This window comes from Cupriavidus nantongensis (assembly GCF_001598055.1).
GTDB classification, from domain to species: domain Bacteria; phylum Pseudomonadota; class Gammaproteobacteria; order Burkholderiales; family Burkholderiaceae; genus Cupriavidus; species Cupriavidus nantongensis.
In genome coordinates, this window is sequence record NZ_CP014844.1 from 4289885 (window position 1) to 4304013 (window position 14129).

Annotated in this window: 15 protein-coding genes; 1 reads left to right on the forward strand and 14 read right to left on the reverse strand. The window is 62.2% G+C overall.

Annotation, left to right across the window (positions count from 1 at the left end; genetic code table 11):
* Nucleotides 1-29 precede the first annotated feature (29 nt).
* The 6 genes from A2G96_RS19855 to A2G96_RS19880 form a co-directional block, all read right to left on the reverse strand.
* On the reverse strand, nucleotides 30-833 hold the full coding sequence (locus A2G96_RS19855) for an enoyl-CoA hydratase/isomerase family protein (protein WP_062801759.1): 804 nt from the start codon (nucleotides 831-833) through the stop codon (nucleotides 30-32).
* Complete coding sequence (locus A2G96_RS19860; RefSeq protein WP_062802251.1) at nucleotides 830-2068, reverse strand: CaiB/BaiF CoA transferase family protein; 1239 nt, start codon at nucleotides 2066-2068, stop codon at nucleotides 830-832. The genes A2G96_RS19855 and A2G96_RS19860 overlap by 4 nt, the downstream gene beginning before the upstream one ends.
* 59 nt (nucleotides 2069-2127) lie before the next feature.
* Complete coding sequence (locus A2G96_RS19865) at nucleotides 2128-3093, reverse strand: Bug family tripartite tricarboxylate transporter substrate binding protein (protein ID WP_062801760.1); 966 nt, start codon at nucleotides 3091-3093, stop codon at nucleotides 2128-2130.
* Nucleotides 3094-3154: 61 nt separating this feature from the next.
* Nucleotides 3155-4102, reverse strand: a complete 948-nt coding sequence (locus A2G96_RS19870) for a LysR family transcriptional regulator (protein ID WP_062801761.1) — start codon at nucleotides 4100-4102, stop codon at nucleotides 3155-3157.
* A 188-nt stretch (nucleotides 4103-4290) separates the two neighbouring features.
* Nucleotides 4291-5799 carry an o-succinylbenzoate--CoA ligase gene (gene menE, locus A2G96_RS19875; protein ID WP_062801762.1) on the reverse strand — a complete coding sequence of 503 codons (1509 nt, stop codon included), beginning with the start codon at nucleotides 5797-5799 and terminating at the stop codon, nucleotides 4291-4293.
* Nucleotides 5800-5833: 34 nt separating this feature from the next.
* Nucleotides 5834-7480, reverse strand: a complete 1647-nt coding sequence (locus A2G96_RS19880; protein ID WP_062801763.1) for an isovaleryl-CoA dehydrogenase — start codon at nucleotides 7478-7480, stop codon at nucleotides 5834-5836.
* Nucleotides 7481-7594: 114 nt separating this feature from the next.
* Between A2G96_RS19880 and A2G96_RS19885 the strand changes: the two genes are divergently transcribed.
* Nucleotides 7595-8392 carry a PaaX family transcriptional regulator C-terminal domain-containing protein gene (locus A2G96_RS19885; protein ID WP_197672296.1) on the forward strand — a complete coding sequence of 266 codons (798 nt, stop codon included), beginning with the start codon at nucleotides 7595-7597 and terminating at the stop codon, nucleotides 8390-8392.
* Nucleotides 8393-8424: 32 nt separating this feature from the next.
* Here the strand turns inward: A2G96_RS19885 and A2G96_RS19890 are convergent, their stop codons facing one another.
* The 8 genes from A2G96_RS19890 to A2G96_RS19920 all read right to left on the reverse strand — a co-directional run bounded on the left by A2G96_RS19890 (nucleotide 8425) and on the right by A2G96_RS19920 (nucleotide 14129).
* The gene (locus tag A2G96_RS19890; protein ID WP_062801765.1) at nucleotides 8425-9597 is read right to left on the reverse strand and encodes an MFS transporter; all 1173 of its coding nucleotides are present in this window, start codon (nucleotides 9595-9597) and stop codon (nucleotides 8425-8427) included.
* A 244-nt stretch (nucleotides 9598-9841) separates the two neighbouring features.
* A complete protein-coding gene (locus A2G96_RS19895) occupies nucleotides 9842-10204 on the reverse strand; it encodes an Imm52 family immunity protein (protein WP_062801766.1) in 363 nt (120 codons plus the stop codon).
* Between the two features lie 69 nt (nucleotides 10205-10273).
* A complete protein-coding gene (locus A2G96_RS32680; RefSeq protein WP_082819017.1) occupies nucleotides 10274-11002 on the reverse strand; it encodes an Imm52 family immunity protein in 729 nt (242 codons plus the stop codon).
* A 35-nt stretch (nucleotides 11003-11037) separates the two neighbouring features.
* A complete protein-coding gene (locus tag A2G96_RS19905; protein WP_167354379.1) occupies nucleotides 11038-11682 on the reverse strand; it encodes an Imm52 family immunity protein in 645 nt (214 codons plus the stop codon).
* A gap of 148 nt (nucleotides 11683-11830) precedes the next feature.
* Nucleotides 11831-12541: an Imm52 family immunity protein gene (locus A2G96_RS19910; protein WP_062801769.1), complete on the reverse strand. Its 711-nt coding sequence runs from the start codon at nucleotides 12539-12541 to the stop codon at nucleotides 11831-11833.
* On the reverse strand, nucleotides 12538-13128 hold the full coding sequence (locus tag A2G96_RS32685) for a restriction endonuclease fold toxin 5 domain-containing protein (protein ID WP_082819019.1): 591 nt from the start codon (nucleotides 13126-13128) through the stop codon (nucleotides 12538-12540). Before A2G96_RS32685 ends, A2G96_RS19910 begins: the two co-directional genes overlap by 4 nt.
* A 148-nt stretch (nucleotides 13129-13276) precedes the next feature.
* Entirely contained in the window at nucleotides 13277-13642 is a 366-nt protein-coding gene (locus A2G96_RS19915) for a hypothetical protein (RefSeq protein WP_062801770.1), read from the reverse strand.
* A complete protein-coding gene (locus A2G96_RS19920; RefSeq protein ID WP_062801771.1) occupies nucleotides 13626-14129 on the reverse strand; it encodes a DUF4123 domain-containing protein in 504 nt (167 codons plus the stop codon). The genes A2G96_RS19915 and A2G96_RS19920 overlap by 17 nt, the downstream gene beginning before the upstream one ends.

The following is a 14129-nucleotide window of genomic DNA, read 5'->3' on the forward strand; positions in this document are numbered from 1 at the left end:
CTATCTATAGGGTCGGGCGGTCCGAAGAATCAACGCCCCTTCCACACCGGCGGACGCTTGCCGACGAACGCTTCCACCCCTTCCCGGAAATCGTCGCTGCCATAGCACTGCCGCACCAGATCGTCGGTATCCGCCACCGCCGCAACGGTCTGGCGGCGCAACGACTCCTTGATGACCGCCTGCGTCACCGGCGCCAGCGCGCCGAGCCGCTCGCATAGCGCGGCGACTTCGGCGTCCAGCGCCTCGGGCGCATGCACGCCTTCGAGAAAGCCGCAGGCCAGCGCCGCGTCGGCATCGAGAATCTGCGCGAGCAACAGCATGCGTCGCACCGGTTGCAGTCCCCATGCCGCGCGCAGCTTGGCCAGGTTCTGAGCGGAAAGCGTATTGCCCAGCGTTTTCGCGATTGGCACGCCGAAGCGGGCCTTGGGCGTCGCCAGCCGGAAGTCGCACGCGGTGGCGATGGCCAGCCCGCCGCCCACCGCCCAGCCTTCGATCACCGCAACGGTAGGCATCGGCAGCTGCTCGATCAGCGCGATGCCTTCATCGATGCGCGCCTCGTACGCGACCCCGTCATCGCCGCCCGAGAACTGCTGGAACTGCGCGATGTCGGTCCCGGCGACAAAGGCCTCGCCGCCCGCGCCGCGCAGCACCACCACGCGCGCGCCGGCGGTGCCTTCGGCGGCAAGCGTGCGGCAGTGCCCGGCGAGCTGCCCGTACATCGCCCATGTCATCGCATTGCGCGCAGCCGGGCGGTCAAAGGTCAGCGTCGCGACCTGGCCCTGTCGCGTCAGCGTGACCTGCCCTTCGCCGGGCACCGCCTGCGGGGCGCTCATGCGCCAAATGCGCCGGCCGCCGCCAGCGACTGCTGTTCGTCCTGCGACATGCCCAGCTCGGCGAGGATCTCGGCGGTGTGCTGGCCCAGCAGCGGCGGCGGGCGCCGTACCTGCTGCGGCGTGCCGCCCATCTTCACCGCGAAGCCGATATTGGGCACCTTGCCTTCGATCGGATGATCGATCTCGATGCGCATCTGGCGGTGCTTGCCGTGCTCGCTGTCGAACGCCTGCGGGTAGGTCAGGATCGGCCCGGCCGGGATGCCGACCTCGAGCAGTTGCTCGATCCAGTAGTCGGCACTTTGCTTGCCGAAGCTCTCTTCCAGCTCCGCGATCAATGCCTGCCGGTTGGCCAGGCGCAGCGCGACGGTGGCGAAGCGTTCGTCCGCCAGCAGGTCGGGCCGGTCCAGCGTCTTGCACAGCAGCTGCCACAGCTTCTGGTTTGTCGCGCCCATCACGAAGTAGCCATCGGCGGCCTTCATCGCCTGGTACGGCGCGCTCATGCGGTTGGCCGTGCCGAGCGGCTCGGGCTCGCGCCCGGTGCCCCAGTATTCGCAGGTGTCCCACACCGAGAATGCCAGCGCCGAATCGAACAGCGACGCATCGACATACTGCCCCCTGCCCGTCTCCTTGGCACCGATATAGGCGGACAGCATGCCGTAGGTCGCGAACAGCGCGCAGCCGATATCGGCCACCGGCACGCCCGCCTTGACCGGCGCGCCGCCCGGGTAGCCGGTTACGCTCATCACGCCCGACATCGCCTGCGCCATCAGGTCGAAACCCGGCCGCGTGGCCCACGGCCCGCTCTGGCCGAAGCCGGAGATGCTGCAATAGACCAGCTTCGGGTTGATCTGGCTGAGCGTCTCGTAGTCGATGCCCAGGCGCTTCATCACGCCGGGGCGATAGTTCTCGACCAGGATGTCGGCGGTTTCCGCCAGCCGGTACAGCACCTCGCGGCCGGATTCGGTCTTCAGGTCCAGCGTGACGCTGCGCTTGTTGCGGTTCATGTTGAGGAAGCCCATGCTGTCCGGGCCCTTCATCTTGAACCCCATCGAGCCGCGGGTCTGGTCGCCGCCGTCGGGCGGCTCGATCTTGATCACGTCGGCGCCAAGGTCGGCCAGCAGCATGCAGGCGTAGGGGCCGGCCATGACCTGGCTGACGTCGAGCACGCGCACGCCGGCAAGCGGCAGGGGCGTAGCGTTGGCAGCGGTGGCGCCGGAGTCGCGGGTATCCATCATCGGTTGCGTCCTGGGAAATTGGTTCGGGCTGCGTGCATCGGAACGGCGGCGGTCGCCCATCAGCTCTCCGCCTTCACGCCGGCGTCCTTGATCACCTTGGCCCATTTGGTCGATTCCGCGGTGATGTAGGCGGCGAACTGCTGGTTGGATCCGCCCGAGTCCTCGGCGCCGAAGCTCTTCAGCCGCTCGGCCACGTCCGGCATCGCCAGCACGCGGTTGACGTCTTCGTTCATGCGCTGCGCCAGCGCCGAGGGCATCCCCTTCGGGCCCACCAGCCCGTACCACGAGGCCGCGTCCAGGCCGGGAAAGCCCGACTCCGCCAGCGTCGGCACGCTCGGGTGGCTGGCCGCGCGCTTCAGGCGCGTCTGCGCGATCGCGATCACCTTGCCCTGCTGCACGAACGGCGTGGCCGCGGTCATGGTGTCGAACGCATAGTCGATCTGCCCGCCCATCAGGTCCGCCACCAGCGGGCCCGAGCCCTTGTACGGCACGTGCACCACGTCGATCTTCGCCTGCATCCGGAACAGCTCCAGCGCCAGGTGCTGCGCCGAGCCGATGCCAGACGAGCCGAACGAAATCTTGCCCGGGTTCTTGCGGCACAGCGCGACGATGTCCGCCACCGTGCGCACCTTCTGTTCCGGACGGCAGGTCAGCATATTGGGCGTGACCCCCACCATCGAGATCGGCGTAAAGTCCGCGCGCGGGTCGTACTTGACGTCCAGCAGCGCCGGCGCGATCGCATGGCTGTTGACATGCGCCATCAGCAGCGTGGTGCCGTCAGGCGGCTGCTTGGCCACATAGGCAGCGGCAATGGCGCCGGTGGCGCCGGGCTTGTTCTCCACCACCACGCTGGTGTTCCACATTACGCCCAGCTTCTGTCCGATCACGCGCGCCAGCACATCCGTGCCGCCGCCGGGCGCAAAGCCCACCACGATGCGAACCGGCCCCGCCACATTGGCCGCGCGCACCAGGCCCGGCACCGCCAGCCCGGCCGCGGCCGCCAGAAGAAATTGCCTGCGCTGCATTGCGTGTCTCCTCTATCGTTATGGAGTCCATCTTCCGCAATGCACCGGCCAAGCGCTATCGCTATTTTCGGGATTCAGGTTTCGCGTTTTGCGCAAGCACCTGCAGCACGCTCAGCGCCGCCGACGACAGCGTCCCGTGGGGCCGATGGCACAGCACAAAATGCCGCGCCGCCCACTCCCCCGTGATCGGCAACCGCACGAAGCGGCTGCCGCCCGCCACCTCGCGCGCAATCGCCTCCGGCATCACCCCGCCACTCAGGTTCTGCGCCACCAGCGCCGCGACGCTGTCGAACCCGCTCACCCGCATGCGCATGCGCAACACCCGCCCCGCATCCTCCGCCAGCCGCTCCAGCCCGATCGAGATCGCCGAGCTCTCGCCCAGCACGATCAGGTCGCAGTCCAGCACCTCCTCCGTCGTCACCTTCTTGCGCTTCGCCAGCGCATGGCCGCGCGCCACCACCAGCACCAGCCGGTCGCTACGGTACGGCGCGGTCGGCAGGTCGACCACACCGAGGCTGCCTTCATAGATGCCGATATCGACGGTACCCCGTCGCAGCGACTGCTGGACTTCCTGGCTGTTCATTTCCTGCAGGTCGATCCGGACCCCGGGGCATTCCGTGGTGCAGCGCTGGATGTCGAACGGCAGAAACTGGATGACGGCGGACTTGGGGGCGGCCACGCGCACCACGCCGAGATCGCCGCCGACGAAGGACGCGGCATCGTCCTGCATGCGCTGCACCGTATGGGTAATGCCGCGCGCGTGGGCCAGCAGCGCGCGGCCGGCTTCGGTACAGGCCATGCCGTGGGGCAGGCGCTCGAACAGCGAGACGCCTAGCTGGGATTCCAGTTCGAGGATGCGGCGCGAGGCGGCGGCAGGGGCCAGATGGAGACGTTCGGCGCCTCGAGTGATGCTGCCCTGGTCGGCGACGGCGATGAAGAGCTGGATAGTGGTGAGGTCGAAATGCAGCCGGGGATTGGGTGAGTGGCGTGAGTGGGCGGGGGACGTCACGATGGTCTGCGCGCTGGTAGGCGTCGTTGGGGCGGCTACGGAGAAAGTTCGAGAAACCGTCACGAGCAATACAGGGATTGCTGCGACTGCTTGCCCATTCTCCGCTCAACGTCGGGCCCCGGCAATTGCGGGTTTCCCGTGCCGGGCAACACCTGCGACTTACCTTCGCCGCACCCGCCCAGCAACAATCACGGGAGCGCGCGCAGTTCCTGTTTCAGGATCTTCCCGACGGCGTTGCGCGGCAGACCACCGAGGAATTCAACGGCCTTCACGCATTTATACCCGGCCAGCCGTTCGCGGCAAGCGGCCAGGATATCCGCCTCGGTCACCGACATCCCCGGCTTGCACACCACGAACGCCACCGGGATCTCGCCCCACCTGTCATCGGCCCGCCCCACCACCGCCACATCGGCAACGCCATCGACGTTGCGGATCGCGGCTTCCAGTTCCGCGGGATAGATATTCTCGCCGCCGCTGATGATCATGTCCTTCAGGCGGTCGACGACGTACAGGAAACCGTCTTTATCAAGATGGCCGATATCACCGCTGCGGTACCAGCCCTGATGCAGCGCGGAGCGCGTGGCGTCCGGGTTGCGCCAGTAGCCGGAGAAGACCATCGGGCCCCGGCACCAGATTTCCCCGTCCTGATCTGCCGGCAGCGCGGCTCCTGTCGCCGGATTGACGATCCTGACTTCGGCATGCAGATGGGGCTTGCCTTGCGAATGAGCCTTCTCCAGCCCCATTTCCGCAGTCCAGAATGACACCGCTCCGGAGAACTCGGTGATGCCGTAGACCTGGTGCACGCTGATGCCCAGCTCCCGGTACGCTTCGATCAGCGCCTTGGGCACGGCAGACGCGCCGCAACTGATCCACGCCAGGCTCGACGCGTCGACCGTCGTCGCCTTTGCCACGGCGAGCATGGCCTGCAGCATCAGCGGGACCGACATCATGCCCGTGATGCGTTCCGCGGCAATGGTCTGCCACACCGCCTGCGGATCGAACTCCGGCCGCAGGACGGTGGTGCATCCCTTCAGCACATTGGTGATCAGCGGCGACAGTCCGCCAATATGGAACATCGGCGCGACCAGCAGGAAGCGCGCGTCCTGGCGCCAGTCGAGCGTATTGGCACTGCCATGCGCGGCCCAGATCAGCGCTTCGTGCGACAGCATCGCCCCTTTGGGGCGTCCGGTCGTGCCTGAGGTGTACATGATGACCGCCGGCAAGTCGCCCGCAACTTCACGGGAGACCGAGGCCGTCGGGCTGGACGCGTTCACGATACTGTCGTAGTCGACGCCGGGTCCGCGCTCGCCCACCCGGATCAAGCCGCGCAAAGGCTGCGCCTTAACCAGCAGCTCGACGACAGGCGCGAATTCCTCCTCGTACAGGAGCACGGCAGGCTCGGCATCGCCGAGAATGTACGTCAGCTCCGCGGCACTCAGCCTCCAGTTCAAAACCACCGCTGTGGCGCCAGCACGCGCGGCAGCGAACACCGCATTGGCCAGGGCCTCGCCATTTTTGGCGTAGATCGCAACCCGGTCCCCTTCCGCAACGCCCAGCGCCGCGAATGCATCGGCAAGCCGTGTACAGCGCTCATTGAACTGAGCATAGGTCCAGCGTCCACGCGGGCACACGATGGCTTCGCGGGTTGGCGACAGCGCGGCGCGCTGCGCAAGCAGTTGCGAGAGATGCAGGGGCATGATGTCAGTTGTTCGTCAGCTCGCGGTGGAAAGGTCAGGCCATCAGGCTGGCGCGGTCGATCAGCTGCGCAATCGGCGCCTGCGGATCCAGCGTGCCATAGGTAAAGCCACACTCGCGCGCCAGGCGGGCGCGGCAGAAGGCATTGGCGATTTCGTCATTGCCGGAGGTCAGCAGCAGCGCCGCCTGAAGAGCCAATGCGGTGCGCTCCACCACCAGCCGGCTGCGCGCTTCCAGCGTACTCTGATCTTCGAACGCCTTGTGCAGCCATGCCAGATGCTGGTCGTAGACCGCATGCAAGCCACGCGCCGCCTGCAGCTCCTTGAACAAGGCATCGCGAACGCCGGGCTCTTTCTGCAAGGCACGCAAGACATCCAGGCACTGCACGTTGCCGCTGCCTTCCCAGATCGAATTCAGCGGCGCTTGCCGATACAGTCGCGGCAGTATGTTTTCCTCGACATATCCAATCCCGCCCAGGCATTCCTGCGCTTCGTTGATATGCGCCGGCGTACGCTTGCAGACCCAGTACTTGCCAATGGCGGTGCCGATGCGGGCCAGCGCGGCCTCATGCGGATCGCGCGGCGAGGCGTCCACGGCGGCAGCAATCCGCATCGCCAGCGCGACGGCCGCCTCGCTCTCCAGTGCCAGGTCGGCCAGCACATTGCGCATCAGCGGCTGGTCAATCAGCAGCCGCCCGAAGGCCTTGCGCTGGCGCGTGTGGTGAAGCGCCTGCACAACGGCCTGCCGCATCTGCCCGGCCGAGCCGAGGATGCAATCCAGCCGCGTCAGCGCAACCATCTCGATAATCGTCGCGACACCACGGCCCTCCTCGCCTACCAGGCTGGCGGTAGCGCCGTGGAATTCAACCTCGGACGAGGCATTGCTCCAGTCGCCCAGCTTGTCTTTCAAGCGCTGGATCCGGACCGCATTGAGCGACCCGTCAGGGAGCACACGCGGCATCAGGAAGCAACTGAGCCCGCCTTCCGCCTGCGCCAGCACCAGATGCGCATCGCACATCGGCGCCGAGAAGAAGAACTTGTGGCCGACGATTTCATAGGTACCGTCCGTTTGGCGGTGCGCCCGCGTGGTGTTGCTGCGAACATCCGAGCCGCCCTGCTTTTCCGTCATGCCCATGCCGATCGTGTTGGCGGTCTTTTGGTGGGCAGGCAATTCACGCGGGTCATATTCACTCGCTGTCACACGAGAAATCCATGCATCTGCAACAGCCGGAGACTTGCGCAACGCCGGAATGGCGGCATGCGTCATCGTCAGCGGACAGCCTGTGCCGGCGTCCGGCTGGGTGTTCAGATACACCAAAGCTGCACGCGCAACGTGCGCGCCAACCTTGTCTTCATGCCGCCAGGAAAAACTGTGCACCTGTCCCTGCATCGCATGAGCCATCAGCTGGTGGTAGGCCGGGTGAAACTCCACCGTATCGATACGCCGCCCATACCTGTCAAAGCTGTGCAAGATCGGCTTATGACGATTCGCCAGCTCGCCGTACTCCATCATCTTGCCGCCGGTGACTTCACCATGGGCTGCAAGGTGCTCGCTCGCCCATGCTCCGCCGTGCCTCGTCACGGCCTCCTGCAAGGCGCGATCCGTTGACCAGGCGTTATACGCGGGCAGGGGCAACGGCTGGTTCTGGACATCGTGAGTGCTGAACTGTGAGCTGGCTGACATGGGTAGACTCTCATCCGTGGAAGCGGTATGTATATTACACAGCATCGCATAATTTGCATAAGAACGTAATATCAGGAAGAACCCTACCCTATGGTTGAGGCATCAAAGACGGCATTGGACGAAAGCGCCCCTGGCCCCGCAGCGCGCCACCTGATTCTCAAGCTGCTGGTGGCCTCTGAGACGGAAACCCTCGACGCCTCTGACGCGATCCGTGCCTGCGCGCTCTTCGGCATCTCCGACAACAACGCGCGCGTCGCGCTCACCCGCCTGGCCAGCGCCGACCTGATCGAGACCGCGGGAAGAGGCACCTACCGGCTCGGCCGCGCGGGCCGGGCGCTGGGCGAAGACATCTCCGCATGGCGAATCGCAGAGCAGCGCGTGCGCCCCTGGGACGGCACATGGGTAGCCGTGCTGATCGCCGGCCTGGGACGCAGCGACCGCTCGGCGCTGCGCGTGCGTGAGCGTGCGCTGGCGCTGGCCGGCATGCGGCAACTGGAGGAAGGGCTGTATGTCAGGCCGGATAACCTGGTCGGAGGCGTCGCCCTGACGCGTGAGCGGCTCTACGGACTTGGCGTCGAGGACAGTGCGCCGGTCTTTACGGTGCGGGATCTCGATGCCGGGCTGGAATCGAAAGCCCGGGACCTGTGGAACGGCAAGGAGCTGGTGAAAGGCTATCGGGACAGCAGGCGCCTGCTTGAGAAGTCGAGTTCCAAGCTCGATTCATTGCCGATAGAGGTGGCGGCCAAGGAAGCGTATCTGCTGGGAGACCAAGCGATTCGGCAGCTGGTGTTCGATCCGATGTTGCCGGAGCCGCTGGTGAGCGTGGCGGATCGGGTGGCGTTTGGGGGGGCGGTGTTACGGTATGACGAAGTTGGGCATGGGATTTGGAGGAGGTTTTTGGCGGGGCGGTGATGGATGTAGGGATCTCCAAAGCGCAACGCATCTCAAGGCAGTCTTTGCCTTGCGCTGCCCAGGGCAAGAAAAGCCAAACACCCCAACAACATCATGGCATCAAGGAGGATCGGGGCTTCCAGCGAAAAATATTCCGACAAGAAGGGAGTGATCGCTTGCCCTGCGGCCTGGAATAGAAAAGTGCTGGATCCCAGCATGCCATAGACGAATGGTATTTGTTCCAGTGAATAGGTGTCGGTCAGCAAGCGATGAAAGCTCGTGAAATAAATAGAGACTCCAAGCCCGCCCACGGCGAAGCCGAGACCAAGCAACCAGGACCAATGCTGTATGAGCAGTGCTGCTAAGGGCTGCGCGCACAGCAAGGTCACGGCGACGATTAATCGGTTTTGAACAGAAAGCCTCGACGTCCAAGGTCTGACGAGGAATAGGGCTAATCCCCCAGCAGCGGCCATCGTAAACGAATAGCCTAGCTGCTCGGCCGATAGCCGATGCGCTGAAACTGCATACATTGGCCAGCCCGCCAGCCACAATCCCAGGCAGAAAAACTCGACATGGTGAACGATCAGGATGCCTCTTTGCTGGCCAAGGGCGCGGATCTGATCCGAGAATTTCGTTGAGATTCGTTCCTTCAGGCCATACTCCGCCCGGGTGGAATCCCGCCGATCGCTCGAAACCAGAAGGCATAACGAATAAAGTAGCGCCGGAAAGATAAATGCAGCCTGGATACCGAAGTGAGCAACGAGCACGCCACCAAGGGCAGGTCCAATCAACCGGCCGACGTTCTGCGATAGCACATAGCTTTCGTTGACAGCGTCGAAACAAGGAAGCCCCGCCATCCGGTTCAGCAATGTTCGCCACGAAACGACGAACAGCGACAAGCCCACGCCTTCCACAAAGCGCGCCGATATCACCAAAACCACATGGTGACAGTAGGCCATCACAATGCTACTGATTAGAGAGCATGCCAAGCCGGTCAGGTAGTAGCGGCCCGCATTGCCGGGCCTTATGATCAGGCCGGCGCAAGGCTGAAATAGCGTTCGCCCTAGCGCGGCTCCGGCGAGGAACACCGCTGCCTCAAAGGCAGACAGGCGCAGGTTCTCAGCCAGAAGTGGAAAGAAGCCGATAGCGGCCGTTGATGCAGTCCAGAACAGTGCACCTTGTAGGAAAACTAGGATGGCGGCGCTACTTGATTGGCTTCGTGTCAACCCGTGTTCCTTACCGTCTGACCGGTAGTTGCGCTCACGTGACTCGACAAATCTGTGGTTTGCAAGGATATCGAATTGGCATAGCCGGCGAGGGAGATTTACCTTCGCCGCCACACAAGTCTAGCAACTGGCCACTGCGTGCGACACTATTCAAGTAAGCCAAGATCGTTCAACAGCACCCGCCGCCCTCGCTGCTCCAAAGGTTGACGGCTCGCTCATGGAATTCTGCAACCGACTATACCTTCTACAGATCAATGTATCTCGGTAGCAAGTCTTGATCGACAAGCCGAACCTCAATGGCGTTGGCCGACCTGACGTGTTCCGGATCAGTTCCGGAAAAAGGGGCATCGGTTACGCTTACGACAATCGTTCCGATTTGCTTGTTGTTCTCGTCCAGCACGCTGACAAGCGCGCGAGCTTCGGGAACGTGCTGCTCCGTCAGAATTGTCGGCAGATAGATCATCCAGCCAACCCCCGGCCGGTCGGGAAAGACACCATCGTAGGTTCGCGTGTCGACGGTAGCCAACAATGGGCGCCAAATCTTCACCGCTTCACTGAGAACTTTCGCAACCGTAGTCCAAGCACCCAGCCGACTGGCCGGCGACATATCAACATCTCGTTTGGCTCCGCCGCTGACACTCGGAGGCGCTCGAAGGCAGAGGCCGACGCCCGTCCTCTACAGATCGATGTATCTCGGTAGCAAATCCTGGTCGACAAGCCGGACCTCGATGGCATTGGCCGACCTCACATGCTCTGGATCAGTTCCTGAGAATGCCCCGTCGGTGACGCTTACGACAATTGTTCCCATCTGTTGGTTACCTTCATCCGCTACGCCGATGAGCGCGTGCGCCTCCGGGACGTGGTGCTCTGTAAGGATGGTCGGCAGATAGATCATCCAGCCTACAGCGGGACGATCCGGGAAGACACGGACATACTTCTGTGTATCGACGGTGGCGACTAACGGGCGCCAGATCTTTACCGCCTCGCTCAAGAGCTTGGCGACCGCGGACCAAGGGCCCAAACGACTTGCTGGAGGCTTAGACCCTAAAGTAAGACTCAGCGCTGACGCTGCACCGTCAGCCCGATCGAAATAGTAGGAAATGGACGCGCCTTGCGACTTCGCCAGTTGCCCGTTCCATATGACGAAAGACTTTATGGTGTTCTCTCCTTCCAATTCTTGGCTCAGGACAGACAATGCAGTTGTGGTGGGGCCTTGTCTGTCGAAGACCAAGTATCGGTAAGAGTCTTCTTTCGTTTCACCCGCCAACAGCCACGCCGACTCATCCAGCAGGGCATCTTGTGTTCCTACAAATCGCGTCAGCTTCTGGATGAGAGACAGATGGTCTTTCAAAGTGAGAGGTGAATCGGCTGCGGGCCGAAACCGCAGGCGTAGCTCGTGCGACATGGCAGGGAACCTCTTCTGTCGATTGCTTTCGAGAGTTACAGATCGGCGTACCGCGGCAGAAGGTCCTGATCAACGAGCCGTACCTCAATGGCATGGGCCACGCTGACATGATCCGGATCGCTTCCGGAGAATGGACCGTCAACTACGCTTACAACAATGGTTCCCAATTGCTTGTTGTTCTCGTCTAGGACGCTGACAAGCGCGCGAGCTTCCGGAACTTGCCGATCCGTGAGGACCGTTGGCAGATAGAGCATCCAGCCGGCTCTTGGACGGTCGGGGAAGACACCGTCGTAGTTTCTTGTGTCGATAGTGGCGACCACCGGCTGCCATATCTTTACCGCCTCACTGAAAACTCGCGCAACCGTAGTCCAATGGCCCAGTCTGCTCGCCGATGGCTTTGCCCCCAACGTAAGCCGGAGCCCCGACGTGGAGCCGTCCGTACGGTCGAAATAGTAGGAAATGGAGGCGCCCTTCTCGTTCTCCAATTGCCCGTTCCATATGACAAATGACTTTACGACTTCTTTGCTTTCCTGTTCGCGCTTCAATACGGCTAATGCTGCCGCATTCGGACCCTCGTCTCCAAAAAGTTGATATCGATAGGAATCGTCCTTCGTATCCCCGCTTAGATACCATGCGGATTCGCCGAGCAGCGCGTCTTCCGCACCTAGTATTTGGATCAAGCGCCTAACCATGGCAAGGTGATCCGCGATATCTAGCCGTCGATCTGTGGAGGTGCGGAAGTGAAGGTATAGCTCATGCGACATAGCAATAACTCGGTTGACTTCTGCCCCGATACGCGGAGCCGCTCAGCCATGCTTGCTTCGATTACTAGAGGTCAGCGTATCGGGGGAGCAGGTCTTGGTCGACAAGCCGCACCTCAATACTGTTCGCCAGCCTTACGTGTTCAGGAAGCAAGTCCGAGAACATTTGATCGACGACACTGATGATGATTGTCCCGATATGACAACGCTCTCTTATGACAGGGACCAGAGCACCTGCTTCCGGTACCTCGCGTTCTGTGACTGCGCGCGGCAGATAGAGCATGTTCCCGACGCCGGGTCGATCGCGAAACACCTTCTTCGCCATATAAGCCGGAGGATGCGCGGTAATCAGCGTGGGCGACCAGATTGAAGCGGCTTGCTCCACCACGGAGACGACCTGCGAGGTAGTAATTGCCGGATCGACTCTTGGCCTAAGATTGACGGTCCACGGACGAAGTCCTCCCATCAAGTACTTCAACCCTGCAGCCTGGGAGCCGTCTTGCCCGTTCCAAAGGCCGATGTCGCACGCCGTCTCCTTACCGCGATTCGTCGCTCGGAGGACCGCGAGCGCCGCTGCCTTGAATTCACCTTCGCCAAAGGCCTCATACCGCAGTGCCTCTTCCTTGCTGTCGCCGCCCAGGTACCACTTGCTAAACAACGGGCCCCAGGCCTGAATCACATGAATGAATCTGCGCAGTTGGATCAACTGATCCTGCAGCGACGGGTCGATCGGTGGGCGGATGAGGGCTGTAATTTCGGGCAGCAGTGTGCGTTTCATGGTTCAAAGACCGATTCCAGACCTGGATATTGGACCGAGAAGAGCGAAGCAAAGTGGGAGTAACTCTTCGGCTCCATGAAGTACCAGCTCAACCGGACCGGTGGTCTTGGACGCGCAACCGCGTACTGCATACCCGCTTGTCGGATCAAGCCGTTCTCCCCGCCTGAACTGCTTGCCCACCACTCCTTCGGTATGCCGTCCTCGTCAAAGAACTGATCGTACTTTCCCTTGGCTTCCTGCAGCAGGCACTGCGAAGATCGGAAACCATCGAAATCCAGTCCAGCAAAATTCCACTCTGTACCCGGTGGAAATCCAGTGATGCGCGCCTGATACGCCTGTGAGGACTCCGACATGTGCCAGCTTCTCGCCACCGGATTCCCGCGGTCCGGCGGGCACTCCTTGCATTTTTCCTTTTCTGTTTTCGTTTGAGCATCGGTATGGGCCAGTGGGCTATCCTTAGCCTTTTCTGCCTCCTCGTTTCGCTTTCGCATCTCCTCAATTGCTGCACCTGCAGTGAGGCCGAGACCGAGTGCAGTCAAGACGCGTACAGCGATACTCTCGATTACCGGGACTGCGAGTGTAGCCATTGGCGATAGCCCTCCATCTTCCACGTTTCTGCCGAGACAGAATCATCCATTGCGCATTCACTGCAGGCCTTGGTTAGCCGAGCGCGGATCTCGTGTCTGCGCGCGGCCACGACCAGCTATTGGTTCGCCGCAGCTGCAATTGCACGCATTACGCCGGCGGTATGCCTTTCCCAATTTCATTTAGGACGTACGCGATCACTGCAGACAAGTCATCCAGTCTCAGTTCCGGCGACGCTCCTGGCTTCAAGAGATACATCTGTACTTGCTCGTCCGCCGCCAATTGCGGTGCATCGGCACAAAGATAGAGAAGCTTCACGATATGCGGCGTTGATTGCAGCCCAATTCGTGCGGCAAGGTCATGCCCAGCCAGCATTCGGCCGAGGACTTCGTCTTTACCTGGTTCTAGCAACAGCTCCGGCCGACGAGCCAGGAACTGCTCACAGACCGCCCTGACAAAATTCCGAGCCTCTGTCTTCCGCAGCGCTTGCCACTGCGCTTCACTGAGCGTCAGCATGATGCCTCCCTATCCAGACTCTCATGCCCTTGTCGAAGAAATGCCACTCGTAGATATGACCGAAGAATTCCGCTCGTTGGTCACCTGCCATCAACTGGAAGAGAGCTGCCAGCACACGTGGATCCCAAAACCGCAAGAGTGCGGTTCGTCCGTCTGGCAGCTTGACGCCGAGTCGCAGCTGCAGCAATTGTGAAAGCCCCGTCAGGTCGGCTTCAGCAATGAGCCAGGTGACGGCCGGTGCCGTCGTCTCCAGCGAGGTCAAGTCACGCAGGACTGCATCGGTTACCTGCGTCGCATCAACCAGCCAAGGGCCGGCGGGTGCCAGCGCGTCATCCGCTGTACCGGAAAACAAAGCAACCACCACGCCGGGCACGTGTTCAAGCTGTCGCTCCCGATGCTGCTGATACAGCGCGCCATCCACCAGCGCATACAGGTTGAGCGTCTGCAAGCGTGCACGCAGTTGGCTGTATCGATCGAGGACATCCAT

Coding starts and splice junctions, on each gene's coding strand:
- A2G96_RS19865 (WP_062801760.1), bottom strand. CDS start 3,093: ATGCAGCGCAGGCAATTTCTTCTGGCGGCCGCGGCCGGGCTGGCGGTG.
- menE (WP_062801762.1), bottom strand. CDS start 5,799: ATGCCCCTGCATCTCTCGCAACTGCTTGCGCAGCGCGCCGCGCTGTCG.
- A2G96_RS32680 (WP_082819017.1), bottom strand. CDS start 11,002: ATGTCGCACGAGCTACGCCTGCGGTTTCGGCCCGCAGCCGATTCACCT.
- A2G96_RS19915 (WP_062801770.1), bottom strand. CDS start 13,642: ATGCTGACGCTCAGTGAAGCGCAGTGGCAAGCGCTGCGGAAGACAGAG.
- A2G96_RS19880 (WP_062801763.1), bottom strand. CDS start 7,480: ATGTCAGCCAGCTCACAGTTCAGCACTCACGATGTCCAGAACCAGCCG.
- A2G96_RS19860 (WP_062802251.1), bottom strand. CDS start 2,068: ATGATGGATACCCGCGACTCCGGCGCCACCGCTGCCAACGCTACGCCC.
- A2G96_RS19895 (WP_062801766.1), bottom strand. CDS start 10,204: ATGTCGCCGGCCAGTCGGCTGGGTGCTTGGACTACGGTTGCGAAAGTT.
- A2G96_RS19920 (WP_062801771.1), bottom strand. CDS start 14,129: ATGGATGTCCTCGATCGATACAGCCAACTGCGTGCACGCTTGCAGACG.
- A2G96_RS19855 (WP_062801759.1), bottom strand. CDS start 833: ATGAGCGCCCCGCAGGCGGTGCCCGGCGAAGGGCAGGTCACGCTGACG.
- A2G96_RS19910 (WP_062801769.1), bottom strand. CDS start 12,541: ATGAAACGCACACTGCTGCCCGAAATTACAGCCCTCATCCGCCCACCG.
- A2G96_RS32685 (WP_082819019.1), bottom strand. CDS start 13,128: ATGGCTACACTCGCAGTCCCGGTAATCGAGAGTATCGCTGTACGCGTC.